This window comes from Mesorhizobium temperatum (genome assembly GCF_002284575.1).
GTDB classification, from domain to species: Bacteria; Pseudomonadota; Alphaproteobacteria; order Rhizobiales; family Rhizobiaceae; genus Mesorhizobium; species Mesorhizobium temperatum.
Genome location: NZ_NPKJ01000015.1, coordinates 54,691 through 80,159, shown reverse-complemented (window position 1 = coordinate 80,159; position 25,469 = coordinate 54,691). Strand labels below are relative to the sequence as shown.

Annotated in this window: 26 protein-coding genes and 1 tRNA gene; 15 read left to right on the top strand and 12 right to left on the bottom strand. The window is 59.9% G+C overall.

Going from position 1 to position 25,469, the window contains the following annotated elements; translation table 11 throughout:
- Nucleotides 1–301 precede the first annotated feature (301 nt).
- Nucleotides 302–727, top strand: coding sequence for a hypothetical protein (locus CIT26_RS03365; RefSeq protein WP_095491237.1), 426 nt, complete (start codon nucleotides 302–304; stop codon nucleotides 725–727).
- A gap of 693 nt (nucleotides 728–1,420) precedes the next feature.
- Here CIT26_RS03365 and CIT26_RS03355 read toward each other — a convergent pair.
- The 5 genes from CIT26_RS03355 to CIT26_RS03335 form a co-directional block, all read right to left on the bottom strand.
- Nucleotides 1,421–3,292, bottom strand: coding sequence for a DEAD/DEAH box helicase family protein (locus CIT26_RS03355; protein ID WP_143747776.1), 1,872 nt, complete (start codon nucleotides 3,290–3,292; stop codon nucleotides 1,421–1,423).
- Nucleotides 3,293–3,536: 244 nt separating this feature from the next.
- Nucleotides 3,537–3,932 (bottom strand): hypothetical protein, encoded by a 396-nt coding sequence (locus CIT26_RS03350; RefSeq protein WP_095491235.1) that lies wholly within the window; start codon nucleotides 3,930–3,932, stop codon nucleotides 3,537–3,539.
- Nucleotides 3,929–4,954 (bottom strand): site-specific integrase, encoded by a 1,026-nt coding sequence (locus CIT26_RS03345; protein ID WP_095491234.1) that lies wholly within the window; start codon nucleotides 4,952–4,954, stop codon nucleotides 3,929–3,931. Before CIT26_RS03345 ends, CIT26_RS03350 begins: the two co-directional genes overlap by 4 nt.
- 101 nt (nucleotides 4,955–5,055) lie before the next feature.
- Nucleotides 5,056–5,132: transfer RNA gene (locus tag CIT26_RS03340), tRNA-Arg, on the bottom strand.
- Nucleotides 5,133–5,273: 141 nt separating this feature from the next.
- The gene (locus CIT26_RS03335; protein WP_143747775.1) at nucleotides 5,274–5,651 is read right to left on the bottom strand and encodes a hypothetical protein; all 378 of its coding nucleotides are present in this window, start codon (nucleotides 5,649–5,651) and stop codon (nucleotides 5,274–5,276) included.
- 151 nt (nucleotides 5,652–5,802) lie between these two features.
- Here CIT26_RS03335 and CIT26_RS03330 point away from each other — a divergent pair, with 151 nt between their 5' ends.
- Genes CIT26_RS03330 through CIT26_RS03315 form a run of 4 tightly spaced genes read left to right on the top strand, consistent with a single transcriptional unit; the run spans nucleotide 5,803 to nucleotide 12,929 of the window.
- Nucleotides 5,803–7,377, top strand: a complete 1,575-nt coding sequence (locus tag CIT26_RS03330) for a type I restriction-modification system subunit M (RefSeq protein ID WP_095491232.1) — start codon at nucleotides 5,803–5,805, stop codon at nucleotides 7,375–7,377.
- A complete protein-coding gene (locus CIT26_RS03325) occupies nucleotides 7,374–8,567 on the top strand; it encodes a restriction endonuclease subunit S (RefSeq protein WP_095491231.1) in 1,194 nt (397 codons plus the stop codon). The genes CIT26_RS03330 and CIT26_RS03325 overlap by 4 nt, the downstream gene beginning before the upstream one ends.
- A complete protein-coding gene (locus tag CIT26_RS03320; RefSeq protein WP_095491230.1) occupies nucleotides 8,564–9,496 on the top strand; it encodes a hypothetical protein in 933 nt (310 codons plus the stop codon). Before CIT26_RS03325 ends, CIT26_RS03320 begins: the two co-directional genes overlap by 4 nt.
- 7 nt (nucleotides 9,497–9,503) lie before the next feature.
- Nucleotides 9,504–12,929, top strand: coding sequence for a DEAD/DEAH box helicase family protein (locus CIT26_RS03315; protein ID WP_095491229.1), 3,426 nt, complete (start codon nucleotides 9,504–9,506; stop codon nucleotides 12,927–12,929).
- Nucleotides 12,930–13,062: 133 nt separating this feature from the next.
- Here the strand turns inward: CIT26_RS03315 and CIT26_RS03310 are convergent, their stop codons facing one another.
- A complete protein-coding gene (locus CIT26_RS03310) occupies nucleotides 13,063–13,950 on the bottom strand; it encodes a D-alanyl-D-alanine carboxypeptidase family protein (protein ID WP_095491228.1) in 888 nt (295 codons plus the stop codon).
- Between the two features lie 229 nt (nucleotides 13,951–14,179).
- Here CIT26_RS03310 and CIT26_RS03305 point away from each other — a divergent pair, with 229 nt between their 5' ends.
- Together CIT26_RS03305 and CIT26_RS03300 are read left to right on the top strand one after the other, a co-directional pair.
- Nucleotides 14,180–15,289 (top strand): hypothetical protein, encoded by a 1,110-nt coding sequence (locus tag CIT26_RS03305; RefSeq protein WP_095491227.1) that lies wholly within the window; start codon nucleotides 14,180–14,182, stop codon nucleotides 15,287–15,289.
- 364 nt (nucleotides 15,290–15,653) lie between these two features.
- Nucleotides 15,654–16,274, top strand: a complete 621-nt coding sequence (locus CIT26_RS03300) for a nucleoside triphosphate hydrolase (RefSeq protein ID WP_095491226.1) — start codon at nucleotides 15,654–15,656, stop codon at nucleotides 16,272–16,274.
- A 48-nt stretch (nucleotides 16,275–16,322) separates the two neighbouring features.
- Here CIT26_RS03300 and CIT26_RS37325 read toward each other — a convergent pair whose 3' ends face one another.
- The gene (locus CIT26_RS37325) at nucleotides 16,323–16,598 is read right to left on the bottom strand and encodes a hypothetical protein (RefSeq protein ID WP_245319069.1); all 276 of its coding nucleotides are present in this window, start codon (nucleotides 16,596–16,598) and stop codon (nucleotides 16,323–16,325) included.
- A 13-nt stretch (nucleotides 16,599–16,611) separates the two neighbouring features.
- Here CIT26_RS37325 and CIT26_RS38185 point away from each other — a divergent pair, with 13 nt between their 5' ends.
- Nucleotides 16,612–16,740 carry a hypothetical protein gene (locus CIT26_RS38185; RefSeq protein WP_280951085.1) on the top strand — a complete coding sequence of 43 codons (129 nt, stop codon included), beginning with the start codon at nucleotides 16,612–16,614 and terminating at the stop codon, nucleotides 16,738–16,740.
- A gap of 29 nt (nucleotides 16,741–16,769) precedes the next feature.
- Here CIT26_RS38185 and CIT26_RS03290 read toward each other — a convergent pair whose 3' ends face one another.
- From CIT26_RS03290 to CIT26_RS03280, 3 genes are all read right to left on the bottom strand, one after another.
- The gene (locus CIT26_RS03290) at nucleotides 16,770–17,474 is read right to left on the bottom strand and encodes a glutathione S-transferase family protein (protein ID WP_095491225.1); all 705 of its coding nucleotides are present in this window, start codon (nucleotides 17,472–17,474) and stop codon (nucleotides 16,770–16,772) included.
- 91 nt (nucleotides 17,475–17,565) lie between these two features.
- On the bottom strand, nucleotides 17,566–18,774 hold the full coding sequence (locus tag CIT26_RS03285) for a beta-ketoacyl-[acyl-carrier-protein] synthase family protein (protein WP_095491224.1): 1,209 nt from the start codon (nucleotides 18,772–18,774) through the stop codon (nucleotides 17,566–17,568).
- Between the two features lie 4 nt (nucleotides 18,775–18,778).
- On the bottom strand, nucleotides 18,779–19,033 hold the full coding sequence (locus CIT26_RS03280; protein ID WP_095491223.1) for an acyl carrier protein: 255 nt from the start codon (nucleotides 19,031–19,033) through the stop codon (nucleotides 18,779–18,781).
- A 472-nt stretch (nucleotides 19,034–19,505) separates the two neighbouring features.
- Between CIT26_RS03280 and CIT26_RS03275 the strand changes: the two genes are divergently transcribed.
- From CIT26_RS03275 to CIT26_RS03255, 5 genes are read left to right on the top strand one after another with little or no spacing between them, the layout of a single operon-like run.
- Nucleotides 19,506–20,348 (top strand): urease accessory protein UreD, encoded by an 843-nt coding sequence (locus CIT26_RS03275; protein WP_095491309.1) that lies wholly within the window; start codon nucleotides 19,506–19,508, stop codon nucleotides 20,346–20,348.
- A 43-nt stretch (nucleotides 20,349–20,391) separates the two neighbouring features.
- Nucleotides 20,392–20,694, top strand: a complete 303-nt coding sequence (locus tag CIT26_RS03270; RefSeq protein ID WP_023801505.1) for an urease subunit gamma — start codon at nucleotides 20,392–20,394, stop codon at nucleotides 20,692–20,694.
- 10 nt (nucleotides 20,695–20,704) lie between these two features.
- Nucleotides 20,705–20,962 (top strand): DUF1272 domain-containing protein, encoded by a 258-nt coding sequence (locus tag CIT26_RS03265; RefSeq protein WP_091596265.1) that lies wholly within the window; start codon nucleotides 20,705–20,707, stop codon nucleotides 20,960–20,962.
- 31 nt (nucleotides 20,963–20,993) lie between these two features.
- Nucleotides 20,994–21,587, top strand: a complete 594-nt coding sequence (locus CIT26_RS03260; RefSeq protein WP_095491222.1) for a HupE/UreJ family protein — start codon at nucleotides 20,994–20,996, stop codon at nucleotides 21,585–21,587.
- Nucleotides 21,588–21,595: 8 nt separating this feature from the next.
- On the top strand, nucleotides 21,596–21,901 hold the full coding sequence (locus tag CIT26_RS03255; protein WP_095491221.1) for an urease subunit beta: 306 nt from the start codon (nucleotides 21,596–21,598) through the stop codon (nucleotides 21,899–21,901).
- A 26-nt stretch (nucleotides 21,902–21,927) separates the two neighbouring features.
- Here the strand turns inward: CIT26_RS03255 and CIT26_RS03250 are convergent, their stop codons facing one another.
- Nucleotides 21,928–22,422: a hypothetical protein gene (locus CIT26_RS03250; RefSeq protein ID WP_095491220.1), complete on the bottom strand. Its 495-nt coding sequence runs from the start codon at nucleotides 22,420–22,422 to the stop codon at nucleotides 21,928–21,930.
- 126 nt (nucleotides 22,423–22,548) lie between these two features.
- Nucleotides 22,549–22,932, bottom strand: coding sequence for a hypothetical protein (locus CIT26_RS03245; protein ID WP_095491219.1), 384 nt, complete (start codon nucleotides 22,930–22,932; stop codon nucleotides 22,549–22,551).
- A gap of 178 nt (nucleotides 22,933–23,110) precedes the next feature.
- On the opposite strand from CIT26_RS03245, the gene ureC reads away from it, so the two are divergent.
- Both ureC and CIT26_RS03235 read left to right on the top strand, forming a co-directional pair.
- Nucleotides 23,111–24,823 (top strand): urease subunit alpha, encoded by a 1,713-nt coding sequence (ureC, locus tag CIT26_RS03240; protein ID WP_095491218.1) that lies wholly within the window; start codon nucleotides 23,111–23,113, stop codon nucleotides 24,821–24,823.
- Nucleotides 24,824–24,868: 45 nt separating this feature from the next.
- The gene (locus CIT26_RS03235) at nucleotides 24,869–25,462 is read left to right on the top strand and encodes a hypothetical protein (RefSeq protein WP_095491217.1); all 594 of its coding nucleotides are present in this window, start codon (nucleotides 24,869–24,871) and stop codon (nucleotides 25,460–25,462) included.
- Nucleotides 25,463–25,469: the final 7 nt, after the last annotated feature.

Genomic DNA, 25,469 nt, shown 5'->3' with positions numbered 1-25,469 from the left:
ACGAAGAACCGCAGACATACGAGGTTGGCGTAGCGTACTCCCTAAGTCCAGTTGAGGGACGTAGTGCTGGCAATCCGGATGTGATGACTATTCGAATGTCGCCAGGGCCTATAGCAAGCTACTTAATGGATAATTTGAAGGGGCATAATATCTTCGAAGGGATCACACTTGGATACAAAAATGAGATTGATCTTCAGTTCTTTCCTACCACGAAGCCCGTTCTGAGGTCCGCAAAGTATGAGATTTTGGACCAGAATCATGAATTGGTCGGAGCGTTCATGGCTCCCACCTGGGGGCCTCAGTGAAGTTTGATTGGCTCAACGGCATGACAACGCTGGTTCCCGGCGGGATTGTAATCTTTGTCTCAAAATGGACCGAATTGTTATCCGACACTGGCTTGACACATCCCCAATGGAAAGTCCAAGCAACTAACCTTGGCGTGGCACTTTCGACCTTTTTAATTCTAATCATCGCTTTTTTTCTGACTATCTCTGGCGGACGCTATTTAATGCGGATTGCAAAGACCTCCATTGGCATTTTCTTTTTGGCGCTCGTACTGTGCTTTGTATTCCGTGAGCTTGCCCGTGTCTCGCCGTCGCAAGCAAATGCCGATATATACAAATTAATGTGGTACTTTGCGTATGTGGCCATGCTCGTTAGTTTCGCGCCAGCAATCGGTACAATTGGCACAGCACTTAAGTACGCTACCTTACCTCCCAAGCAATGACGCGAAATTCAGCGCATGAACCGTCTAGCTTTCAATCCGGAAATCAAGCAAGTGAGACACAAAAGGGAGACATTGTGTCTCCTTCTCGCCTTGAGCGTATAGACATATCAGTACCTTAGCTGACTAGTGGGTGCCCCTGTCACGCCCACCTGCTACACTTGCGTCGTAACGCGCAGATACAGATATGCGGAGACAGACGGGGCACTAGGCCCCGCCCTTCATTCGGTTCTCTCGCCGCCACAGAGGCTGCAAATTGGTATAATGGCAGAGCCTCACAAGCTCTTCCGTGCCTCTAGCTCGCGCCAGTGGCTCAATGTGATCGATCTCCCATTGACGATATCGGTCCCAAGACATGCCGGGCCGGAATTGCCGAGCGATGTAGTCTCGTAGCTCTGGGTGGTCGCAGCCAACCGCCCGTGCCGGACTAGCGCGGCCGCTTAGTGCCATTCCAGTTCGGCGCAGTGTGTTCCTGTACATTCTGAATGACGGATCTGCGAGGCCCTTTAGAAGCTCTCGCTCTCGTGCCTTTTCAGCGTTGCACTTAACGCATTGGCGGTTGCTGACATACCGTTCGGAGCGGTGTCCTTGCCTGCACATTTCGCCTGTATAGAAACGCGAAAGGCCGCACATGGCGGCCTCGGTTCTGCTCAGCACGACATGCGTGCTAGCACTATGTACCAACATTCTCTCACCTCATTGTTTGATGAAATACGCCTCCTTTCCGCGCCCGGTCTGGGTGTGGTAGCGGACTCCGTATGCTTCCAGCTTTCCAGCCAACACTGACGATTGTTGGCGTAGCTTGGCAGTGACCCGTTCCAAGCTGGAAGGATTGATCTGTAGGGTCTTTACGATTTCAGATTTCGGGTAGTAGCCGGGGTCCGCATTCTCGAAGTGATTGGTCAGTTTGATCTCAGTCGGTACCTTGCGGGCCTTCCGCTTCGTGGCGCCTGATAGCCATTCCGCTAACTGTATGCCTGGCATCTGCTGTTGGATTGCTCGTAGAACGGCCATGCCCGTGTTGCCGCTGGGCAAGAGCAGGTAGATGCTCGTAGGGTAACAATTGCCCTCGGCATCAATTGCGTTTCGGCATTGGATGCGATTTATGGCCTGGACTACGCTTCTAGCTATGAAGCCATCGCCAAGTGCAGTCCGTATGTCTGCGTGCTCTTCGTACTTGCGACTTCCGCGGAACCATTCGTCCGATTGCTGACCCTGATGCGCAATGAACCTCTGGGCAGGTTCTATGTCATCCAGATAGGGCAGGCCGAACAGAATAGCTGCCTCGCATCTGTTCCAATCGTTCCTGCCGTCGAGGTTGCCCCAGTTGTCAAAATGAACGCACCCGTCTTTCGGTCCGTACTGTTCGATGTCAGGCAGGGCGTCTTTGTGCGCGCAGACAAGGATGTGCTTTCCAGATAGTCGTTTCGACAAATCGCCCCAGACGGTAGCCCATTCTCTCCCCGCGTTGTGTGCAAGGTGCTCCTTACCGACCTTATGTCCGTAAGAGACGTGTAGGGTAACATTCCGGTAGGTTCGTATTCCCAGTGGCCTTGGCAGCACGTCAACATGATGCCCCATGACAGCATAAGCGGGATCTATGCCCGCTGTTGCATCGAGAATGACGCCGCGCATTCCGTCGACACCGATGAGCGATCTGGAACCGTGTAACAGGGTCCGCCCACCGCGTCTGCTCGTCCACCCGTGGCCGATACGGGCGATAGTCTGCAACTGGTCCAGTTGATCGAGATATTGTTTCTTGGATGACCTCTCGATACGCGACGCAGGCTCGGTTTTCGTAGCCAGTCTGTGTTCGATTGATTTGGCTAGCGCGTCCTCCGAGGTACCGGCAACGCCTGCCTTCAATCCGTTGACATCGATGCACGCCAAGATGTCGAAGCATTCAGCATCGAGCACTCGATCAGATCGACCGTGATCTGTATCGGTAAGCCTGATCGAAAAATCGAGTAATTGCTCGGCGGCAGTTCGCAGTTCGCCGTGCATCGCCCTGACAAGATCGCCGGACATAGACCGCAGATTGCTGGCGAGTAGGCTATAGGTATCAGCCCAATCGAAAGCTTCATCGATCACTACCCAGCCACGTTTGCCTCCGTGATAGCTCAGCAACCTATTCGCTTTGTGGGTCAAGCCAGTATCAGCAATCTCCTTTAGAGCCAGCCTGTACGCAGCATGTGTGGTGATAATCACTGGGGCGAAGGCGAGCTGATCGTTCGTTCCCGGAGCCTCTTGATGGAACGGGCGAGCCATGTTCCACTCTGCAAGCTTGTTGATCCCCTCCGACAGTCTGTTCGCTTCCTCTCGGAACTTTGTGACAATGAGCACGCCTGGGTGCTGTATTGGGTTCTGTATAGAGCACAGAACTTTCAGGGCTTGAGTCTTCCCCGATCCCGTAGGCTGCTGGATCACCTGCCAGCGCAACGTGTTCGTTTCGCATCTGCATATGGCTTGTGCGAGTTGTTGCCACCCTGCGTTCAGGGCGTTGGAGTCAGTCAGTCCAAGGGATTCTGTCCAGTAGCTTTTCATTCGTTCTGTAAAAGATGTGAGCATCTGATCCTTTCTCTTGAGACAACAAAAAGGCCCACCGGCTCACAAGCCGGCAGGCCCAAATCTGAAAGTCCCGCAGTTAGCTCTTAAGGTAATTTAGGGACAAGTGAGGGAGATTAAGGCGCTCGAAAAGCAGCCCGGTTATTTCCTAATAGGGAGGAATAAAGCGGCCACGAAAGCCTGGCCTGACTTTCCACTTATGATGGACAGCAGCGAAAAGTACCTCGTCAAGGGTAAGTTGCGGTCGTCACCTGGACGGCCTGGGTAGTTCCACACATTCTCCCATGCCGCCCACCGCTGCGAGGGCCCAGGCCATAGCCCGGATATTGGTGTTTAGCGCCAGCAGAAACTGCAGATCACTAGGACCGTAGGGAACTGGCATCACTTCCTGCAAATGAATTTCTGTCGCCCTCATGCTGGCATCCAACTTCGCTATCGAAACACCCACGATTGGCTTTTCACGAAACCAACTTCTCTCAGCTAAACACATGACGACAACTGAAAGCTCGGTCCCGTCTTCGTAGCGAAGCGATGCGGTTATGATGTCCTTATGTTCGTCTGATGGAACCAATCTAAGCTGCGCCAGACATAGCTTCACCAACTCGGCAACGTAGTCAGGCATCACGAGTGCTCTGTTGGTCATGCTGCCACCTGCTGGCTGGCATTCCTAAGTTTCACCACGATGTCTTCCGGCTTGAGATGCGTGTACCGGAACAGCATCCTTGGGTCTTTGTGCCCGCTGATGGCTGCTACCTCCGGCACGCTCAAACCCAACTCAAAAAATCGGCTTACAGCCTCGTGCCGTAGGTCATGAAATCTAAGGTCCGTGATTCCCGGTATGGTTTTCGATGCCCTTCGCTTGCACCGTTCCCAAGCGAGGCGGAAGGCATTTGCCGTGACCGGAAGCAATCGGTCGTCTGTGCCCGTGTCCTGCAAGCTGCGCAGTATCAGCACCGCATTGTCTGACAGAGGAATGGTGCGTGGTATGTCGGTCTTTGTTTCCGGTATCGAAAGCAGGCCGTTGGCAAGGTCGAGATCTGCACACCGCATGTTGAGAAGTTCGCCACGGCGCATGCCGGTTTCGATTGCAAGTCTGATGCCCGGCTCCAACCAAGCGGTTCGGCCATTAGAACAAGCAGCTAGGAGTGCCGTAAGCTCGTCTGCTCGAAGCCGTCTGTTCCGTCCGCTAGCGGCCTTGGGCTTGCGCACATTGGCAACCGGGTTGCCCTGCAAAGGTATGTCCCATTCCCGCCGTGCAACCTCAAACACGGTACGCAGCAGGCCCAGTTCCCGTATGACCGTCCCGGCCTCAACCTCTCTAAGCCGCTGGTCCCTATGCCGGGTGAAGACCTGTGGGGTGATCCGTGCCAAAGTCAATTTGGCCCAGTCGTATCGAAGGAAAACCTCTATCCGTTTGGCTTCCGAAGCATGCCCGCGCTTTCCCGGTGTGACATCCCGCACATATTTGCGTAGGAGGTCCGCAACGGTGGTACGATCTAATGTAGCCGGATCGTAAGCGAGTGACGTCCGATCAAGTTCAAGCTCAGTCTGCCGTATCCAGCGCAGTGCGTCGGCTCGGTTGATGAAGCTTTTGGTTCTTGGGGCATGTCCAATGCGTCGGACTTGTGCCTGCCATTTGTCGTTTCGTTTGCGTATCGAGGCCATGTGGCGTTGCTCCTTGTGACCAGATTGTGACTGGCTGTAGAAAGGAGCATTCTTAGGGGTGGGGAGGCGTCTCTAAGTCCCTGTTTTTTCAGGGAAAAGATTGGCGCACCCGACAGGATTCGAACCTGTGACCTCTGCCTTCGGAGGGCAGCGCTCTATCCAGCTGAGCTACGGGTGCCTTCAGGATCGACGATCCGGAAAACGAACCAGCCGGTAAACCGGCCAGCCACGGCTTCTTAGCGGAAGCCGGAATGCGCATCAACGTCGAAATGGACCAACGCAGCCTTCTAAGAACTAAGAACGAGGGGTGGGAGCGGGGTCAATATCGGCGTCGCCAGTACGTGCGGCTGCCGATATCAACGCCGTTTATCTCAAATTTTCCGGTCAACCAGTCGCCCGGGTGGCGTTCGAATGCCTCCCATACCAATAAGCCGAACATCAATCCGGCCCAGCTAAAATCGCGTTGAGCAGGTCCAGCGTATATTGGCCAGAAGGGCGTGTTGAGCCAATTACTGCCTGGCATCCAGCCTGCGGTATGGATGTCATCTCCGCTGATTTTGGCATCGAGCGCTGTTCTGACGCCTTGCAGCTCCGTCGGCGTGAGACCATTCAAGATACTTTGGTAGCGGCGTCCTCTGTCGCCCCTTTGCAGGACGCCAGTAATGGGATTTCCAGTCATAAAATCCAAAATGGGCACAGGCGTCATCCTCCACAGCGACATGATGAAAATGAGGATAGCGCGCCCAAGACGCAAGACTGCTTACTGCAAATAGATTTATAAGCGAATCGATCGTAGGCCCACCAGCCTGACAGCTTCGGCAAACAATGGTCCGGATTTGAGGAATTGAATGATCACAGGTGAACTTCGCTCTAAAATCGATGCCGTCTGGAACGCCTTCTGGGCGGGTGGCATCGCCAATCCGCTCGAGGTGATTGAGCAGATCACATATTTGCTTTTCATGCGCGGGCTGGACGAGGCGGAGCAGCTTGAGGAAAACCGCTCGACGCGGACCGGCCAGCCCATGCGCCGGCGCATCTTCAAAGATGGCAAGGACGGCATCGGCGAGGAAGGTGGCGTTGCCTACGCGGACATGCGCTGGTCGCGGCTGAAGAACAGCGATGCGGGCACGATGTTCAGCACCATGTCAGAACACGTCTTCCCATTCCTGCGCACCATGGCCGAGGACGGTACTGCGCACGCGACGCATATGAAGGGTGCACGCTTCACTATCCCTTCGCCGGCGCTGCTGGTGAAGGTGGTCGACCTCATCGACAAGCTGCCGATGCATGACCGCGATACCAAGGGCGATCTGTACGAATACATGCTGTCGAAGATCGCCAGCGCCGGCCAGAACGGCCAGTTCCGCACGCCGCGCCACATCATCGCGCTGATGGTCGAGATGACAGCGCCGACGCCGAAGGACATTATCTGCGATCCGGCGTGCGGCACCTGCGGCTTCCTCGTCGCCGCCGGCGAATATTTGCGCGACAGCCATCCTAAGATGTTCCACGACCAGGAGAGTCGCGACCACTTCCACGAGGAAATGTTCCACGGGTTCGATTTCGACCAGACGATGCTGCGCATCGGTTCGATGAACATGACTCTGCACGGCGTCGACAATCCTGACATCCGCTACAAGGATTCATTGGCGCAGGAGCACGCGGGCGATTCCGACCGCTACAGCTTGGTACTCGCCAACCCGCCCTTTGCCGGCTCCCTAGACTACGAGACCGCGGCCAAGGATCTTCTATCGATCGTCAAGACCAAGAAGACCGAGCTGCTGTTCATGGCGCTGTTCCTGAAGCTGCTAAAGTCGGGCGGTCGCGCGGCGGTGATCGTGCCGGATGGCGTTCTGTTCGGCTCGTCTACCGCACATAAGGAGATACGCCGCATGCTGGTCGAAGATCACAGGCTTGACGGTATCGTCAAGCTGCCGTCCGGTGTATTTAGGCCCTATGCGGGTGTCTCGACGGCGATTGTCCTGTTCACGAAAACCAACTCCGGCGGCACCGGTCATGTCTGGTTCTACGATTGTCAGGCCGACGGTTTTTCGCTGGACGACAAGCGCACGCCGCTTTTGCCTGGCGAAAAGCTCGGCGCAACGCCTGGCTACGAGGAAGCCAGCCATTTCACTAATCTGACGCTAACCGATGAGGAATTGGCGAAGAACAATTTGCCCGACATCGCCGCGCGCTGGGCCAAGCGCAATGGGACCGAGCGCGAGCGCCTGCGCACGGCGCAAAGCTTCTGTGTGCCAAAGGCGGACATTGTTGCCGCCGGCTACGACCTTTCGATCAACCGCTACAAAGAAGTGGCGCACGAAGCGCAGGAGCACCGCCCTCCAAAGGAAATCATCGCCGAACTGAAGGCCTTGGACAAGGAGATCACCGAAGGGCTGGAGGAATTGGAGGCGATGCTGTGACTGTGCCTTTGGTCGCACTCGGGGACGTGGTTGAAATCAAAGGTGGTGGAACGCCGTCCAAGGCCAATCCTGCCTTCTGGAATGGTGAGATCCCATGGGTTTCGCCGAAGGATATGAAACGTTGGGAGATTGATAGCGCAGAAGACCAGATCACTTCGGAAGCTATCAAAGCAAGTGCAACAAATCTCATTCCAGTGAACTCAATTCTCGTGGTAAATCGATCCGGAATCCTCAAGCACACGCTTCCGATAGGCATTACGCGCCGACCGTTGGCTATCAACCAGGACATAAAGGCTCTAATCTGTGGAAAGCGCGCAGATCCAAATTATGTTGCCCATCTTGTCAAAGCCGCGGAGCCGATAGTGCTCAGATGGGTTCGAGCTACCACCGCCGACAACTTCCCAATTGAGAATCTCAAGGCGCTCGAAATCCCTCTCCCGCCTATCCCTGAACAGCAGCGGATCGCGGCGATCCTGGACAAGGCGGATGCGCTGCGCCGCAAGCGTAAGCGCACGATCCAATTACTCGGTAGCCTCACGCAGTCGACTTTTTTTGACTTGTTTGGCCATACCAGGGATGACGTTTCAAAATGGGGGAATCGCATCCCGCTGTCCGATCTGGCCGAGATTGGTTCAGGCATCACGAAGGGTAGAAAACTAAATGGACAAGCGACAAGGCATGTCCCCTACCTAGCAGTGGCAAATGTTCAAGATCGTAGACTCGAGCTCGCGAACGTCAAATCAATCGAGGCAACCGAGAGTGAAATTGTCCGCTATCGTCTTCAGAAAGATGATCTATTACTGACCGAAGGTGGCGACCCAGACAAGCTCGGGCGAGGCACCCTTTGGGCCAATGAAATAGATGAGGCAATTCATCAAAATCACATATTTAGAGTGAGGCTTAGGTCCGCAGCAATACTGCCTCTGTTTCTGAATTGGCTCGTGGGGAGTCCTTATGGAAAGAGCTACTTTTTGAGCGTTGCAAAACAGACCACAGGAATTGCATCGATTAACAAGACCCAGCTGTCTGAATTTCCCGTCATTGTTCCCCCGATCGACTTACAATGGCGCTTCGTTCGGTTGGCCGAAGCTGCGTCTGCCGAAGCTAAACGACTAATCTCATCGTCAGTTGAGGTTGACGCTCTTTTTTTGTCCCTCCAGCATGATGCCCTTTCCGGAGAGCTTGCATGAACTCCGAGCTTCTTCCGATATGGCCGAGCACTTGGCCAGAGATTTGGCAGCGCCTCAAAAAAAGTTCGGCTGCACCCGACGATTTATTCGTCATGTTGGTTGACGGGATAGCGCCTCTCCCCAAACATCCGACCGCCCCGGCGACTCCACCGCCAGTGGCATTTGACCAAGAGGGCAACTTGGTTGACACTGCTGCGATCCAAGCTCGGGATGTTTACGAACTGGAATTGGAGCGATACGCGACGGAACGCGATAGATATGAGACTGCGCTTTCTTCCGAGGCATTGGCGAAGCCATTCTTCAAAGCGATGCTACGAGATATCGGGGATGAAACGGATGCTCTTGAATTCTTGGAGCGAGCGCACAAAACACTAATCGAGCTGGGAATCGTTGGGCTCGCCGATCACTACCGCGGTCTGGTCATAGCATTTCTAAAGAAGTTCAATTTGAGATATGAGTTACGTGGGCAATTCTCCTTGCACGCAACTATTCCTGGTTTATTTTCCAAATTGATGAATGAGGTGAAAGCGATCACAGCCTTAGATGCTCACCTCAACACATTGATGGGGGAGTTTGAGGAGGCGTTCAGCGATTTACGAGCTGAGAGGACTCAAGCGCGAATAAAGACTTGTTTGCAAAAACAGTTCAATCTGTTGGAGGGTCTAGGTGGAAAATGTCCAGGGGTTACAGAGACTACGCTTGGCTCGATGTGCAATCAGCTAGATTGGCCACATGCCTCAGTAAAAGAGCTGGGTAAAAAGCTCTACGGCTTTCGGTCGAACTATCCTGGCCTGGGACACGCTGGAAGTCCGCAAGGAGTTCTGCGAAATCTTGATATGAGAGATTTTGTCAGCTTGTCGCTTATGCTCGCGTCGTTCACGCCCTACGTCACACACGGCCTCAATTCAGATCGTTGCTACACTGGTTAGCAAACGGATGTCCAACTTCGCCTTCCTCGCCGCCGAGTTCCCGACCGTTCACGAGGCGGCGGTGGAGGCAGAGCGGCAGGCGGCGGTCTCGCCCACTGCAGCTGCGTTCTTTGCCGGCAAGACGGTCGAGCTTGCGGTGAAATGGGCGTTTCGCAGCGACCCCGGCTTGAGGCTTCCTTATCAGGATAACATCGCGGCCCTCCTGCACGAGCCGAGCTTTCGCCGCGTAGCGGGCGAAGCCGTTTTCGCCAAGGCGAAGTTCATCAATACGCTGCGCAACCGCGCCGTGCACGAGGAGAAGACGATCCGCCCGGGCGATGCCGCCGGCGCGGTAAAGGAGCTTTTCCATGTCTGCTTCTGGCTGGCGCGCACCTATGCGCGCAAGACAAAGCCGGCGGATGGGTTAGCCTTTGACGCATCTCAGCTCACGCGTCGCGACGAGACACTGAAGAAGGCATTCGCGCACCTGAAGGCGCAGCAGGAGGAACTCGACGCCAAGAACGGCGAACTGGCAAAACTTCTTTCCGACAAGAGCAATCTCGACGACGAATTGAAGCGGCTGCGGGCAGAAGTTGCTGCGGCACGGCAGGCCAGCGAGGCGACGCCCGACCGACACGACTACAACGAGGCCGAGACCCGCGATCGTTACATCGACCTGCTGCTGCGGGAGGCTGGTTGGACGCTGACCAAGCCGGAAGATGTTGAGTTCCGCGTGGATGGCATGCCCAACAATGAAGGCGTCGGCTTCGTCGACTATGTTCTGTGGGGCGCCGATGGCAAGCCGCTCGGGCTGGTCGAGGCCAAGCGCACGCGCAAGGATGGGCGCCAAGGTCAGCAGCAGGCCAAGCTCTACGCCGATCGGTTGGAAGCACGCTACGGCCAGCGGCCGGTCATCTTCTATTCGAACGGCTACGAGCACTGGATCTGGGACGACAAGAACTATCCGCCGCGCCAGGTCGGCGGCTTCTACAAGCGCGACGAACTGGAACTGCTGATCCAGCGCCGCACCAGCCGGAAGAAGCTCACTGAGACCCGCATCAATACCAAGATCGCTGGTCACAAGCGGCCCTATCAACAGCGCGCCATCCGCGCCATCGCCAAGAGTTTCGAAGACGACGGTGACCGCAAGGCGCTGTTGGTCATGGCGACCGGCTCCGGCAAGACGCGCACAGTCATCGCGCTGGTCGACCTGCTGATGCGGGCCGGCTGGGTGAAGCGCGTGCTGTTCCTCGCCGACCGTGTGGCGTTGGTCAACCAGGCGGCCGGTGCGTTCAAGGCGCATCTGCCGGACTTGGCGCCCGTCAATCTGGTCACCGAACGGACCAGCGAGGGCCGCGTCTTCCTGTCCACCTACCCGACGATGATGAATCTTATCGACGGCAGGGTCGACGAGAAGCGCAAACTCGGACCGGGTCTCTTCGACCTGATCGTCATCGACGAGGCGCACCGTTCGGTCTACCAGCGCTATCGGGCCATCTTCGAATATTTCGACAGCTTCCTCGTCGGGCTGACGGCGACGCCCAAGGACGAGATCGACCACAACACCTATTCGCTGTTCGACCTCGAAGACGGCGTGCCGACCGATGCCTATTCGCTCGACGAAGCGGTGGCCGATGGCCATCTGGTGCCGCCCAAGGCGATTTCCGTGCCGCTGAAGATCGTGCGCTCCGGCCTGCGCTATGACGATCTGAGCGACGAAGAAAAAGATCGTTGGGACATGCTGGAATGGGGCGAGGAGGAAATCCCCGATAGTGTCGAGGCCGCAGAGGTCAACAAGCGGCTCTTCAACATCGACACCGTCGATCTTGTCATCGCGCATCTCATGACCAACGGAATCAAGGTTGAAGGCGGCGACCGCCTCGGCAAAACGATCATCTTCGCCAAGAACCAGGCCCATGCGGTGTTCATCGAGGCGCGCTTCAACACGGCCTATCCGAACCTCGCCGGTCATTTTTCGCGTGTCATCACCTATGAGAGCGGCGCATACGCGCAGACACTGATCGACGATTTTTCAAAGAAAACGAAGGCGCCTCACATCGCCATCTCGGTCGACATGCTCGACACGGGCATCGACGTCCCCGAAGTGGTCAACCTTGTCTTCTTTAAGCAGGTGCGCTCGAAGACGAAATTCTGGCAGATGATGGGTCGTGGAACCCGGCTCTGCCCGGACCTGTTCGGACCCGGCCAGGACAAGGAATTCTTCCGCGTCTTCGACTACTGCCAGAACCTGGAATTCTTCGGCGCCAATCCGGAATTGAAGGAAGCAAGCGCTGCGAGGTCACTGTCGGAACGGCTTTTCGCGGCGCGGCTCGATTTGGTGCGCGCGCTCGATGAAAAGAAGCGAAAGTCCGATGGCCTGGCCGAGGATGCGACATCGTTCAAAGTCTCGGGCGACATCGCCTTGCCGCCGACCGAAGAGGATATCAGAACCGATGCGGTTGACGTTCTCCGCGACATCGTAGCGGGGCTGAACCTCGAGAATTTCATTGTGCGTCAGCGCCGTCGCGCAGTGGAAAAATATCAGAAACCGGAAGCCTGGATTGCGATCGACGACGAGAAGCGCAAGGAACTCGTGGACGAGGTTGCGCCGTTGCCATCGGCGAAGCAGTTCGGAACCGAAGAAGCGAAGCGTTTCGATCTTTTGATATTCTCGCTGCAGCTCGCGCTTTTGAAGGGCTCCAGGCGGTTCGACACGCTGAAGAAACAGCTGCTAGAGATCGCGTCGGCGTTGGAGGACCAGACTGGCATTCCGGCGATCGCCCACCAGGCCGCACTGATCGAGGACATTCAGACCGACATCTGGTGGGAAGGCGTCAATGTTCCTTTGCTCGAACTGGTTCGGCTACGGCTGCGCGACCTCGTCCAGCACATCGAGAAGGGCCGGAAAGCAGTCGTGTATTCCAATTTCGCTGACGAAATCGGCGAGGGCGTCGAAGTTGATCTGCCGCAAGTTGGTGAGGCTGATTTCGCTCGTTTCAAGCAGAAGGCACGCCATTTTCTCAGGAAGCACGAGGACCATCTCGTCCTGCACAGGCTGAGGCAGGGCAAGCCGCTAACCGCCACCGACCTGGCCGAGCTAGAAAAGATGCTGCTGGACGCTGGCATCGGCGACGCCGGCGACATCGAACGTGCCCGCGAGACAAGCTGTGGCTTCGGTCGTTTCGTGCGGTCATTGGTCGGGCTCGACCGCGCGGCCGTGTCGGAAGCCTTCGGCGAGTTCCTGTCGGCGGGGACAGCTTCTGCCGCTCAGATCGAGTTCGTCGGTATGATTATCGAGCACCTGACCGACCAGGGCGCTATGGATCCGAGTTTGCTCTACGAACCGCCGTTTACAGACCTCGCACCTACCGGGCCGGAGCAGGTGTTCGACGAAGATCGTGTAACCAGGCTTGTCAGCCGCATTCGCGAGATCAGTGACAGCGCGGTAGCCTAAAATGAAAAACCCGCCTAGCGGGGCGGGCCGTTGGCGCAACTCAGCACCATGAATAAATTCCTAGCATAACTGCCGTCAACTGTCAAGTTGAAACCACCGATCAAGAGCTCGCCCCCCGCCGAACGTGACGCCCTCACTGCTCCCCGGCATACAGCAGCCGCGTCGTCGTGTTTGACGCCGGCGACAGGTTGCGCTGGATCAGCGCCTCGACGTGGTCGTTGCGCTGGCGCGCGCTGTCGGCGCCCATCACCACGAGGATGAGCCGGCGGCCGTCGGCATCGTAGGAGGTGACGATGTTGAAGCCTGAGGCCCTGATATAGCCTGTCTTGATGCCGTTGACGCCGCGGACGCGGCCGAGCATGTCGTTGTGGCCGCGCACCAGCCTGCCCCGGAACATGAAGTCGCTTTCGGAAAAATAGTGGAAATGCTGCGGGAAGCGGGCGCGCAGCGCCGTGCCGAGCACCGCCATGTCGCGCGCCGTCGTCAGCTGGCCGACGTCCGGCAGGCCCGAAGCGTTGCGGAAGACGGTGCTGCGCATGCCGATCTGGCGCGCCCTGGCCGTCATCATCGCGGCAAACGCCGCTTCGCTGCCGCCGAGATATTCGGCAACGGCGACCGCCACGTCATTGGCCGATTTGACGGTGATCGCCCGGATCGCCGATTCGACATCGATCGTCTCGCCGCGCCTGAAGCGCAGCTTGGTCGGCGGCTGCCTGGCGGCGTTGTCCGAGACCGGGATCAGCGTCGTCTTGCTGATGCGGCCCTGGTCCAGCGCCTCGAACAGAAGGTAGAGCGTCATCATCTTGGTCAGCGACGCCGGATAGCGCGGCGCCGTCGAGTTGGCCTCGAACAGCGTCTTGCCGCTGCTGCCGTCGATGACAACAGCCGCATATTTCTGCGCCGGCGCCGGCACCGCCAGCATGGTCTCCGTCGGCGTCGTCGCGCAGCCGGCGACGAGCAGCAGCAGGGCCAGCGCCGCGGCAAATCTTGGGATGAGCGGAAAGTGGCGCAGTTTGGACAAGATGGGTCTGTTCTAAAGGTAAGCTGTTGCTGAAACGAGTGGGAAACTAGCGTAACCCAATGGCGCCGTCTATTTCGTTAACACTAGTGTTGCGCAGGATCACCGCCTGTCCACAGATCCCAGGACGGAGCCGGCGCTGCGTCGATCTCGGCACCGAAATACCGAGACTGCGCTTGCGCAACCGGCATCATGCGGGTTTGCTGGCGCCGGCAGAATCAGCAGGTGCGCCATGGATACGCTCACGATCAAGGCAAAGGGCATTTCGGTAACGGTCGATCTCACCGTCGGCCATCTCGCCGAGATGACGGTCGATATCGATGGGCGCCGGCTAAAACCGCTGCATCGCGCGCCGTGGATCGACGAGCCGCGCGAGACGCTGCCGCAAGACCTGCCCGCCGGCACCGTTCGCCTGTCCGGCGATTTCCTCTGCGCGCCGTTTTCGCGCAGCGATGTCGAGGAAGCACCCTTGCATGGCTGGCCGGCCAACAGCCCCTGGGATGTCGTCGACTCCAAAGCGACTGCCGACGGCTGGCGGGCCGTTTTCAGGCTGCAGCACAAGGTCATGGGCGCGACGGTCGAGAAAATCCTGACCCTGCGCGACGACCATCCCTTTCTCTATCAGGAGCATGTCTTTTCCGGCGGTTCGGGCGGCATTTCCGTCGCCCATCATCCGATGACGGTGATGAAGAACGGCGGCAAGCTCGCCTTTTCGCCGAAGCGGTTTGCGGCAACGCCGGACGACCCGCTCGAGCCTGATCCGGCCCGCGGCCGGTTCCGCTTCGCCTATCCCGCGCGTTCCACCGACCTGACGCATTTTCCCGCCGCCGATGGCGGCACGCTCGACCTGACCGACTATCGCATGGACCAGAGCCGAGAGGATTTTGTCACGCTGGTCGAGGCCGACCATGGCGGGCCGGGCTGGACCGCACTGGCGCGCCAGGCGGAAGCCGATCTCGTTCTGGTGCTGAAGAACCCGGCCGAACTGCCGGTCACCATGCTGTGGATCAGCAATGGCGGGCGCGACTACGCGCCGTGGAGCGGCCGCCATCGCGGCGTGCTCGGCATCGAGGACGGCCGCACGGCGCTCGGTCATGCGACGTCGCTCGGTGACAACTGGCTGAAGCGGGAAGGGGTGGCGACGGCCTTTGCCCTTGCCGAAGGAGGCAATATCTCGTTCCGCCACGTTATCGGCGCACTGCCCCAAGAAGCCGGCGGCGAGCCGCCACGCGACATCGCCACCGCGCAGGGGCGCATGCGCCTGATGGCCGCCGACGGTTCGACGCGGGAAGTCGCTTTCGACAGCGATTTCCTGAGGATCGGCCAATCGGTTTCTGGTTGATTGGAGTGTGCCTGGGCAATCGCTTCAGGTTGAATTACGCCTCACGGTCCAGTTCTGGGGCGAGCGGCCACGTGCAGCTTTCCCTTCTCCCCTTGTGGGAGAAGGTGGCCGAGCGAAGCTCGGTCGGATGAGGGGTATTCCAGCTTGGCACCGACAGCGCTCCGTCCAGCACCCCTCATCCGTCTTGGCGCTGCGCGCCAATCCACCTTCTCCCACAAGGGGAGAAGGGAAAGGCAGCGCCAACTTCGGTGATTGGCCTCAAAACGCAAGTTGAAAGCAACATCTGTACTGCCAATCCCGGATTTGAAATTTCCGCGCGCTACCGCCAAGATGCGATCCAAAACACCCAGCCAGAAAGGCTCCAATGTCCGAGATTGCTCATCTCGCCGCCACCATCTTCAAGCACGCCGGCAAGGCGCGGCGTTTTGTCGTGGCCATCGCCGGTCCTCCGGGGGCCGGCAAGTCGACGCTTTCGGCCCGCCTGCATGAACTGCTGCCAGAAGGTGCGGCGGAAATCGTGCCCATGGACGGCTTCCATTACGACGATGCCGTGCTCGAGCAGCGCGGCCTGCGCGCGCGCAAGGGCGCTCCGGAGACCTTCGACTTTGCCGGCTTCGAAACCTTGCTGAAGCGCATCCGCGCGGCCGAGCCCGACATCGCCATTCCGGTGTTCGACCGCAGCATGGAGCTGTCGCGCGCCGCCGCTTCGATCATCGCCGCCGACACCAAGTTCATCCTGGTCGAAGGCAATTATCTCTTGCTTGACGAAGAACCATGGTCGCGACTGGCGCCGCTGTTCGATTTCTCGATCTTCGTCGATGTGCCGCGCGCCGAGCTCGAGCGCCGGCTGTTGGAGCGATGGCATGAGCATGGCCGCTCCGACGAGGACGCCCGCGCCTGGATCGCCTACAACGACATGCCCAACATCGACCGCGTGCTTGCCCGCCGCCGCCCCGCCGATCTGGTGATCGGCGATCACGCCTGATTTGCGGGACAGCCCGCGCCGGAACCTTAGGACTTTCCGGCCGTTATGTCAGATACGGCAATGATGCTGACATGAGGAAAACTGTCCAATGGCAACTCCGATGGCAACCAACGCAAGAAAGCCTGCGCCCGGCAAGGGCAGGGCAACTCGATCAAAGGCAACTGAGTCAAAGACTGGCGCTGGCCCGGCGGTCGCCGCCCGCTCCAAGGATGCGGCAAAGCCTACCTTTGGCAAGGCAGCACCGAAGAAAGTGACACCGACCGCAGCTAAGGCCACGGCAAAACCCGCCAAGCCGAGGAAATCGGCAAGCGCTGGCAGTTCCATGGCAGATAGCGCAATGCGCACGGTCAAAACGACGGCCAATGTCGCAGCCGGTGCGGTTGTCGCCACCGCCAGGAGCGCTGCATCCCTTGCCGCTTCCGTCATGGGCAAGGGCGGCTCAAAATCCAAAGCCAAGACAAAGTAGGCTCTTCTCGGCGCCTGCGGCCTGTTGAGCTAGCCCCGGGCGGGGATATTAAGACCCTTTTGCACCGCCGGCCGGGCAAGGCCGCGTTCCAGCCATGCCGCAACATTGCGAAAGTCGTCGAAGCCGACAAGTTCCCTTGCCTCGTAAAAACCGATCAGATTGCGCACCCAGCCCAGCATTGAGATATCGGCGATGGTGTAATCGTCGTCCATGATCCAGCTGCGGCCCTTCAGCCTCGTCTCGAGCACACCGATCAGCCGCCGCGATTCGTCGCGATAGCGCGCCAGCGGCCGCTTGTCGGCGATCTCGCGTCCGGCGAATTTGTGGAAGAAGCCGACCTGCCCGAACATCGGCCCGATCGAGGCCATCTGGAAGAACACCCACTGGATTGTTTCGTAACGCCGCGCCGGGTCGGCCGGGATCAGCCTGCCGGTCTTGTCGGTGAGGTAGAGCAGGATGGCGCCGGATTCGAACAGCCCGATCGGCCTGCCGCCCGGGCCATCCGGATCGATCATCGCCGGGATCTTGCCGTTGGGGTTCAGCGACAGGAATTCCGGCGTCCAGCTTTCCTTCTTGCCGATGTTCACCGCATGCGCCTCGTATGGCAGGCCGAGTTCCTCCAGCGCGATCGACACCTTCACTCCGTTCGGCGTCGGAAACGAATAGAGCTGGATGCGGTCGGGATGGCTGGCCGGCCAGCGCGTGGCGATCGGAAAGGCGGACAGGTCGGTCATCGAAACTCCTGGGCGGATTTTTCGCGCGGAAGCGCGCGGTCGTGGCGAGTGGCAACCAAGTCTCGCCGTATCTTGGATGATCCGGTTGCGGTCAGACCGCCTTGAACGCCAGCACCGCATTGGTGCCGCCGAAGGCGAAGCCGTTGCTGATCGCCGCGCGCACCTTGCGCTCGCGCGCCACATTCGGCGTGATGTCGAGATCGCAATCGGCGTCGGTTTCGCGAAAATTGGCCGTCGGCGGCACGATGCCTTCGCGGATCGCCATCACGCAGGCGATCAGCTCCAGGGCGCCCGACGCGCCGAGGCAGTGGGCGTGCATCGATTTGGTCGAGGAGATCGAAAGCCTGTGGGCATGGTCGCCGAAGACGCGCTTGATCGCCGCCGTCTCGATCTGGTCGTTGGCCTTGGTGCCGGTGCCATGCGCATTGATGTAGTCGATGTCTTCCGGGTTGAGCCTGGCATCGACGAGGCAGAAGCGCATCGCCGCCTCCGGCCCTTCGATGGTCGGCGCGACGATGTCGGAGGCATCGCCGGAAAGGCCGGCGCCGGCAATTTCGGCAAGAATCGTGGCGCCGCGCGCCATGGCATGCTCGTAGGTTTCCAGCACAACCATGCCGGCGCCTTCACCGAGCACCAGGCCCTGTCGATCGGCCGAAAACGGCCGGCAGGTGTCGGGCGCCAGCACCCGCAGCGCCTCCCAGCCTTTCAGGATGCCCCAGACCAGCGGCGCATCGGTGCCGCCGGCGAGCATGACATCGGCGCGGCCGAGCCTGATCTGGTCGACCGCCGAGGCAATGGCGTGGTTGGAGGAGGAGCAGGCCGAGGTGATGCCGAAGACCGGCCCGCGCAGGCCGAGATTCATGCTGACATGGCCGGCCGCAGCGCCCGGCATCACTTTCGGCACGGTGAAGATGCCGGTGCGGTTCTTTCCCTGGAGCAGGATGGCGCGATAGCTCTCTTCGATCGCCTCCCAGCCGCAGACGCCGACGCCGACGATGGCGCCCATCCGGTAGGTGTTGGCCGCGTGCAGGGTTAGCCCGGCCTGTTGCGCGGCCTCCCGCGCGGCGATCGTCGCCAAAAGGCTGAAGCGGTCCATCGAGACGACCTGCTTGCGGTCGATGCCGTGATCGGGAAGCGTCCTGATTTCGCAGCCGACCCTGATTTTCAGGTCATGCAGCTCCGAATTGACGATCGGGCCGATGGCCGAGCGGCCGGCGCGCATCTCGCCCCAGATCGCGGGCACATTGGTGCCGAGCCCGCATAAGCCGCCGATGCCGGTAATGACGACGCGCTTGTGCATTCAGTCAGGCTTTTTTCGCGATCAGCGCGCGAACCGCCTCGACCATGTCGCCGACGTTCTTCAGGTTGCTCCAGGCATCGACCGTGTTCATCTCGATCTCGATGCCATACTGTTCCTCGAGGTCGAAGATGATCTCCGTCAGTTCCAGCGAATGGATGCCAAGTGAGGTCAGTTCGGTGCTGGTGGTGATTTCTTCGCCACCCGGCTCGGCATGAGCTTTGATCTTCGCGATGATGTCCGTTGCCAGCTGGTCAGCCATTCGGTTCCTTCCCCAACCTTGTCGTTTCTCGACGCCAACTGATCGGCGCCGCTTTTTCCCCAGGCTCAAATCGTCATCATCGCCTTTTATCCCGCCAGGCGCTGTGTGACCGTACCAAGACGGCTCCTCTATAGAAACCGAAACGTTGTCAAGCAACAAGCTATATGTCGACAAAGCCGCCGGTGTGGTCTGGATTTGAGGTTCCTACGACTTTGATGGCACCGGCGGTTAGGAACCTCAAATCTAAACCACACCAGAGTCCCGTAAGTTGCCAGCGCATGACCCCGGAAACCGGAATCGGTTTCCGGAAAGGATCATGCGCCAACTGGAAAGTGCTGGAGCGTCCTTTGCGCGTCCGAGGGGACGCGCGGCGCTCCAGTGTGGCTTTGAATCCGAAATTCGTTCATTACGCTGCTCCAAAGTGATGCGAATTTCGGATTCAAACCATATGAGTGTGGTTATCGTTGGCGCCATGGATATGATCGAACGTGGCCTGACCTTTGTGCCGCCGGCCCAGCGCGTCGCCGGAACGGCGCGCCTTGCTTGTGACAAGGATGGCGACCGCACGCGTCTTCGGCGGCTTTATCAGGATGGTTCCGCCAAGATCCGCATGCCGGCCGTCTCGGCCGATCCGCTCGAAGCCGTCCTGATCAACACCGCCGGCGGGCTGACCGGCGGCGACCGCCTCGGCTGGGAGGTCGACGTCGGCGCCGGCGCCTCCGCCACCATAACCACCCAGGCCTGCGAGAAGGTTTACCGCGCCGCATCCGATCGTGCCGAGGTGCAGGTGAAGCTGACCGTCGGCGCCGGCGGCCGCATCGCCTGGCTGCCGCAGGAAACCATCGTCTTTGATCGATCGGCCTTTGCCCGCAGGCTCGACCTGGAGCTTGCCGCCGGTGCCGAGGCGCTGGTGCTCGAGGCGACCGTCTTCGGCCGCCTCGCCATGGGCGAACGCGCGGCGCACGGCAATTTCCATGACCGCTGGCGCGTCAGTCAGGAAGGAGCGCTCGTTCATGCCGAGGATTTCCGCATCGGGCCCGCCATTGCGGCCATTCTGGGCCGTTCGGCCGTGGCCGGCGGCGGCATCGCCATGGCGACGGTGCTGATGATCTCGCCGCAGGTGGAGGCTTTGCTCGATCCGGCCCGGGACATCATCGGCGGCCAGGGCGACGCCAGCGTCTGGAGCGTGAAGAAATCTGGCAAGCTTCTTGCGAGGCTGTTTGCCGAGGACGGCTACCAGCTCCGCAAGCGGCTGGTTCCGCTTGTCGAATTGCTCAACGGACGGGCGGGTCTGCCCAAATTATGGTCACTCTGATTCCGATTATGTCATTCCAATTTACGCCATCCTAGGGAAACGCATGAACCTGACTCCAAGGGAAAAGGACAAGCTGCTCATCGCCATGGCGGCGATTGTGGCGCGCAAGCGGCTCGAACGCGGCGTCAAGCTCAATCACCCTGAGGCGATTGCGCTGATCACCGACTTCGTCGTCGAGGGCGCCCGCGACGGCCGCCAGGTCGCCGAGCTGATGGAGGCCGGCGCCCATGTCGTCACCCGCGCGCAGGTGATGGAGGGCATCGCCGAGATGATCCACGACGTCCAGGTCGAGGCGACGTTTCCCGACGGCACCAAGCTGGTGACCGTCCATGAACCGATAAGGTGAGGAGAGGACAATGCTTGAACTGCGCCCCAACTGCGAATGCTGCGACAAGGACCTGCCGCCTGAGGCGACGGATGCGCTGATCTGCACCTTCGAGTGTACCTTCTGCGCCGATTGCGCGGCAAACGTGCTGGGCGGCGTCTGCCCGAATTGCGGCGGCAATTTTTCAGCGCGCCCGATCCGGCCGGCAGCGATGCTGAACAAATATCCCGCCTCGACAAAGCGTGTCCTCAAGGCCGAAGGCTGCGGCCCGGCCCGCAACGCCGCGTGACGGCACGATCCTGACAACGGAAGGCATATCGATGGTCCCCGCAACGATCAAACGCACGTCGCTCTCGGCGATCCTGCTTCTCGCCGCCGCAATGCCCGCCCATGCCCATGTCGGCATCGGCACGACCTCGTCCTTCACGGCCGGCTTCATGCATCCGCTCTCCGGCCTCGACCATATGGCGGTGATGATCGCGGTCGGGTTGTGGGCGGCGCTCAACGGCGGCAAGGCGGTTGTTGCCTGGCCGCTCGCCTTCGTCGGCGTCATGCTGGCGGGCGGCGCGTTCGGCATGCTGCAGGTGCCGGTGCCGTTCGTCGAACCGGGCATACTGGCGTCCGTCGTCGCGCTGGGACTGCTCGTTGCCCTTGCGATCGATCTTCCGGTCTCGGCCGGCGTCGCCATCATCGGCCTGTTCGCGCTGTTCCACGGTCACGCCCATGGCACCGAGGTGCCTGAAAACGCCGGTGGGCTCGGCTATATGGCCGGCTTTGTTGTCGCCACCGCGCTGCTCCATGCCGCCGGCCTCGCTGCCGGTCTTGGCCTCGGCATCAGATTCCCGGGCCTTGCCCGCGCCGCTGGCGGCGCCTGTGCTGCCGTCGGTGCCGGCCTCGTCTTCGGCGTCTTGTGAGGCTGGCGATGATCCCGGGCGAAATCATCACGGCAGGCGGCGAAATCGAACTGAACAAGGGCCAGCCGACCGTCACCATGAAAGTGGCCAACAGCGGCGACCGGCCGGTCCAGGTCGGCAGCCACTACCACTTCTTCGAGACCAATGAGGGGCTGAAATTCGATCGCGACAAGGCGCGGGGCATGCGCCTCGACATTGCCGCCGGCACGGCGATGCGCTTCGAGCCCGGCCAGGAGCGCGACGTCACTTTGGTGCCGCTCGGCGGCAAGCGCGAGGTCTACGGGTTTCAGCAAAAAATCATGGGCGCGCTGTGAGATCCAACGCGTCGGGCAGTTTCGGCTCAGCTGGGCGGCTTGGCCGCGGCGTAGATGACGACCTTTCCAGGATCGTCGAATTCCACGGCGAGAACGTCTTCGGTCTGCACGCGTCGAGAGTCGATGGCGTTGAACAGCAATGCGTTCGCCTCGATCTCCTCGCGCAGTTCCGCAATGTCGTCCTGATGCTGTTCGACCTTGCTTTCTATCGCCGGCGGCAGACCGCCTTCCGTGCGCGCGGCGTCGGTAAGGAACACGATGTCCACCTTGTCGAGCTTGGATGTTTTGCGCACCATACCGATGTTTTCACGCGTCCGGTCGATCGCCGTGGCGACTTTGCCGGCTTCCACAGCCGTGTTGGTCTCTTCCTGGCCGACCTCCGAGCCGATGATCTTGTTGACCGTATCCGGGCCTTCCAGACCCTGTGCATTCAGCGCGGCCTGGGGAAGGCTCGCCGCGAGAAACGCAGTGGCGGCAATCATATGCAGCCATCTGGTGTCGGGGAAGGTGGTGATCGCCATCGCTCGCTCTCAGAGCCTCTTTCGAGACTCGTTACTACGCCAAAAAGTCGAAACGTATTCTGCCCTGCGAAGGTTCCCTCCCCGATGCGGCAGGCCGGCCTTGTGCCGGCCCGCCACAGCGCATCGTCAGCTGGCTTTCTTGGTGATCAAGGTCAGCGAGCCATTGGCATCCATGCTGGCGGCGATCACTTGCGCCGAGGTGAGTCCTTTGGCTTCCAGCGCGGACTTGACCTGGGGCGTCGCGTCAATCGAGCTGCGCAGTTTCTGCAGCCCGTCCTCGCCGCGCTTGGCGATCACTTCGTTGACCTTCGTCTTTGTTTCCTCCGGCAGTTCCTCGATGTCGACGACGTTGACGGTCTGAATCGCCGGCGCTTCCGGCTGAGCGCCGGGCGCCGCGGGAGCGGGCGAAGCCGGCGGCTCGCCGGGTTGCGGCGCCGGCTGTTGCTGGGCGCTGGCAGCGGTCGCGAGCAGGAGGGTGGCGGCGGCTGCGAGACTTATCATTTTGCGCATGGATCTTCCTTTCCATCGATTGGCAAACGGTCGTTTTGGGGTGACCCGGCCACCTCAAACGTTAAATGGGATCGGAAGGTGTCGCTCAGCGGGTCATTGCGTGACCATAGGATGGCGACAATGTGGGGCCGGGCTTCGACCGGCTGTGTTTTGGGCCGTATTTCGGGAGCAATTGCTGATGGCTAGAATCACCCGCGCCGCCTATGCCCAGATGTACGGCCCGACCGTCGGCGACAAGGTCAGGCTTGCCGACACCGAACTGTTCATCGAGGTCGAGAAGGATTTCACCCTTCACGGCGAAGAGGTGAAATTCGGCGGCGGCAAGGTCATCCGCGACGGCATGGGCCAGAGCCAGGTGTCTCGCGCGCAAGGTGCGGTCGACACCGTCATCACCAATGCGCTGGTCGTCGATGCATCAGGCGGCATCTTCAAGGCCGATATCGGCCTCAAGGATGGCCGCATCGCCGCGATCGGCAAGGCCGGCAATCCGGACATGCAAAACGGCGTCACCATCATCATCGGCCCCGGCACCGAGATCATCGCCGGCGAAGGCAAGATCCTCACTGCCGGCGGCTTCGACGCGCATATCCACTTCATTTGCCCGCAGCAGATCGAGGAGGCGCTGATGTCAGGCATCACCACCATGCTCGGCGGCGGCACCGGACCGGCGCATGGCACGCTGGCGACGACCTGCACGCCTGGGCCGTGGCATCTGGCGCGCATGATCCAGTCCTTCGACGCCTTCCCGATGAACATCGGCCTGTCGGGCAAGGGCAACGCGTCCTTGCCGGCCGCGCTTGAAGAGATGGTGCTGGGCGGTGCCTGCTCGCTGAAGTTGCACGAGGACTGGGGCACGACGCCGGCGGCAATCGACTGCTGCCTGTCGGTCGCCGACAACTACGACGTGCAGGTGATGATCCACACCGACACGCTGAACGAATCCGGCTTTGTCGAAAACACGGTGGCGGCGATCAAGGGCCGCACCATCCACGCCTTCCACACCGAAGGCGCCGGCGGCGGCCATGCGCCCGACATCATCAAGGTTTGCGGCCTGCCCAACGTCATCCCGTCCTCGACCAATCCGACCCGGCCCTACACCGTCAACACGCTGGCCGAGCATCTCGACATGCTGATGGTCTGCCATCATCTGTCGCCGTCGATCCCCGAAGACATCGCCTTTGCCGAAAGCCGCATCCGCAAGGAGACCATCGCCGCCGAAGACATTTTGCACGACATCGGCGCCTTCTCGATCATCTCGTCGGACAGTCAGGCGATGGGCCGCGTCGGCGAGGTGGCGATCCGCACCTGGCAGACCGCCGACAAGATGAAGCGCCAGCGCGGTTCGCTGCCGCAGGAGACCGGCGACAACGACAATTTCCGCGTCCGCCGCTACATTGCCAAATACACGATCAACCCGGCGATCGCGCATGGCCTGTCGAACGAGATCGGCTCGGTGGCGGTCGGCAAGCGCGCCGATCTGGTGCTGTGGAACCCGGCTTTCTTCGGCGTCAAGCCCGACATGGTGCTGATCGGCGGCATGATCGCCGCCGCCCCGATGGGCGATCCCAACGCCTCGATCCCGACACCGCAGCCGATGCACTACCGGCCGATGTTCGGCGCCTATGGCAAAGCGATGACCAATTCGTCGGTGACCTTCGTTTCCAGGGCGGCGCTCGATGCCGGCCTGCGCGGTCGGCTCGGCGTCGACAAGCAGATGGTCGCGGTCGAGAACACCCGCGGCGGCATCGGCAAGCATTCGATGGTGCTCAACGACGCTACCCCGCATGTCGAGGTCGATCCCGAAACCTACGAGGTCCGTGCCGACGGCGAATTGCTCACCTGCGAACCGGCCACGGTGCTGCCGATGGCGCAGAGGTACTTTTTGTTCTGATCCATCGGCGCTATAGCTGACGCAGAACATGCCGCGCCGGGCCTAATGAACCAGCAACTCCCTTACGCCCACGACATCTTCCCGCACATCCGTATCGTCATGGGCATGGTGATCGGCCTTGGCGTCACGCGGCTGCTGTCGGGGCTGGCCCGCATCGTCCAGCATCCCGGCCAATACCGGCTCTATCCGGTGCATCTGGCCTGGGTTGTGTCGGTACTCTTGATGCTGGTGCATTTCTGGTGGTGGGAGTTCGGCCTGTTCCAGATCGAGACCTGGACCTTCGGCAAGTACCTGTTCATCATCTTCTACGCCGTCACGCTGTTCCTGCTCTGCGCGCTGCTGTTTCCGGACTCGATGCTGGACTACACCAGCTACGAGGATTTTTTCTATTCACGGCGCGCCTGGTTCTTCGGCTTGCTGGCGGCGACCTATCTGCTCGACGTGATCGATACGCTGCTGAAGGGGCCCGAGCATTTCGCCCGCTTCGGTGTTGAATATTTGTTCCGCACGCCGGTGTTCGTCGCTTTATGCGTCATTGCGATGCTTGTCCGCGATCGCCGCTTCCACATCGCCTTTGTCGCCGCCGCCCTCGTCTACCAGATATCGTTCATCCTGCGGCTCTTCGACACGATCGTTTGAGCAGCGT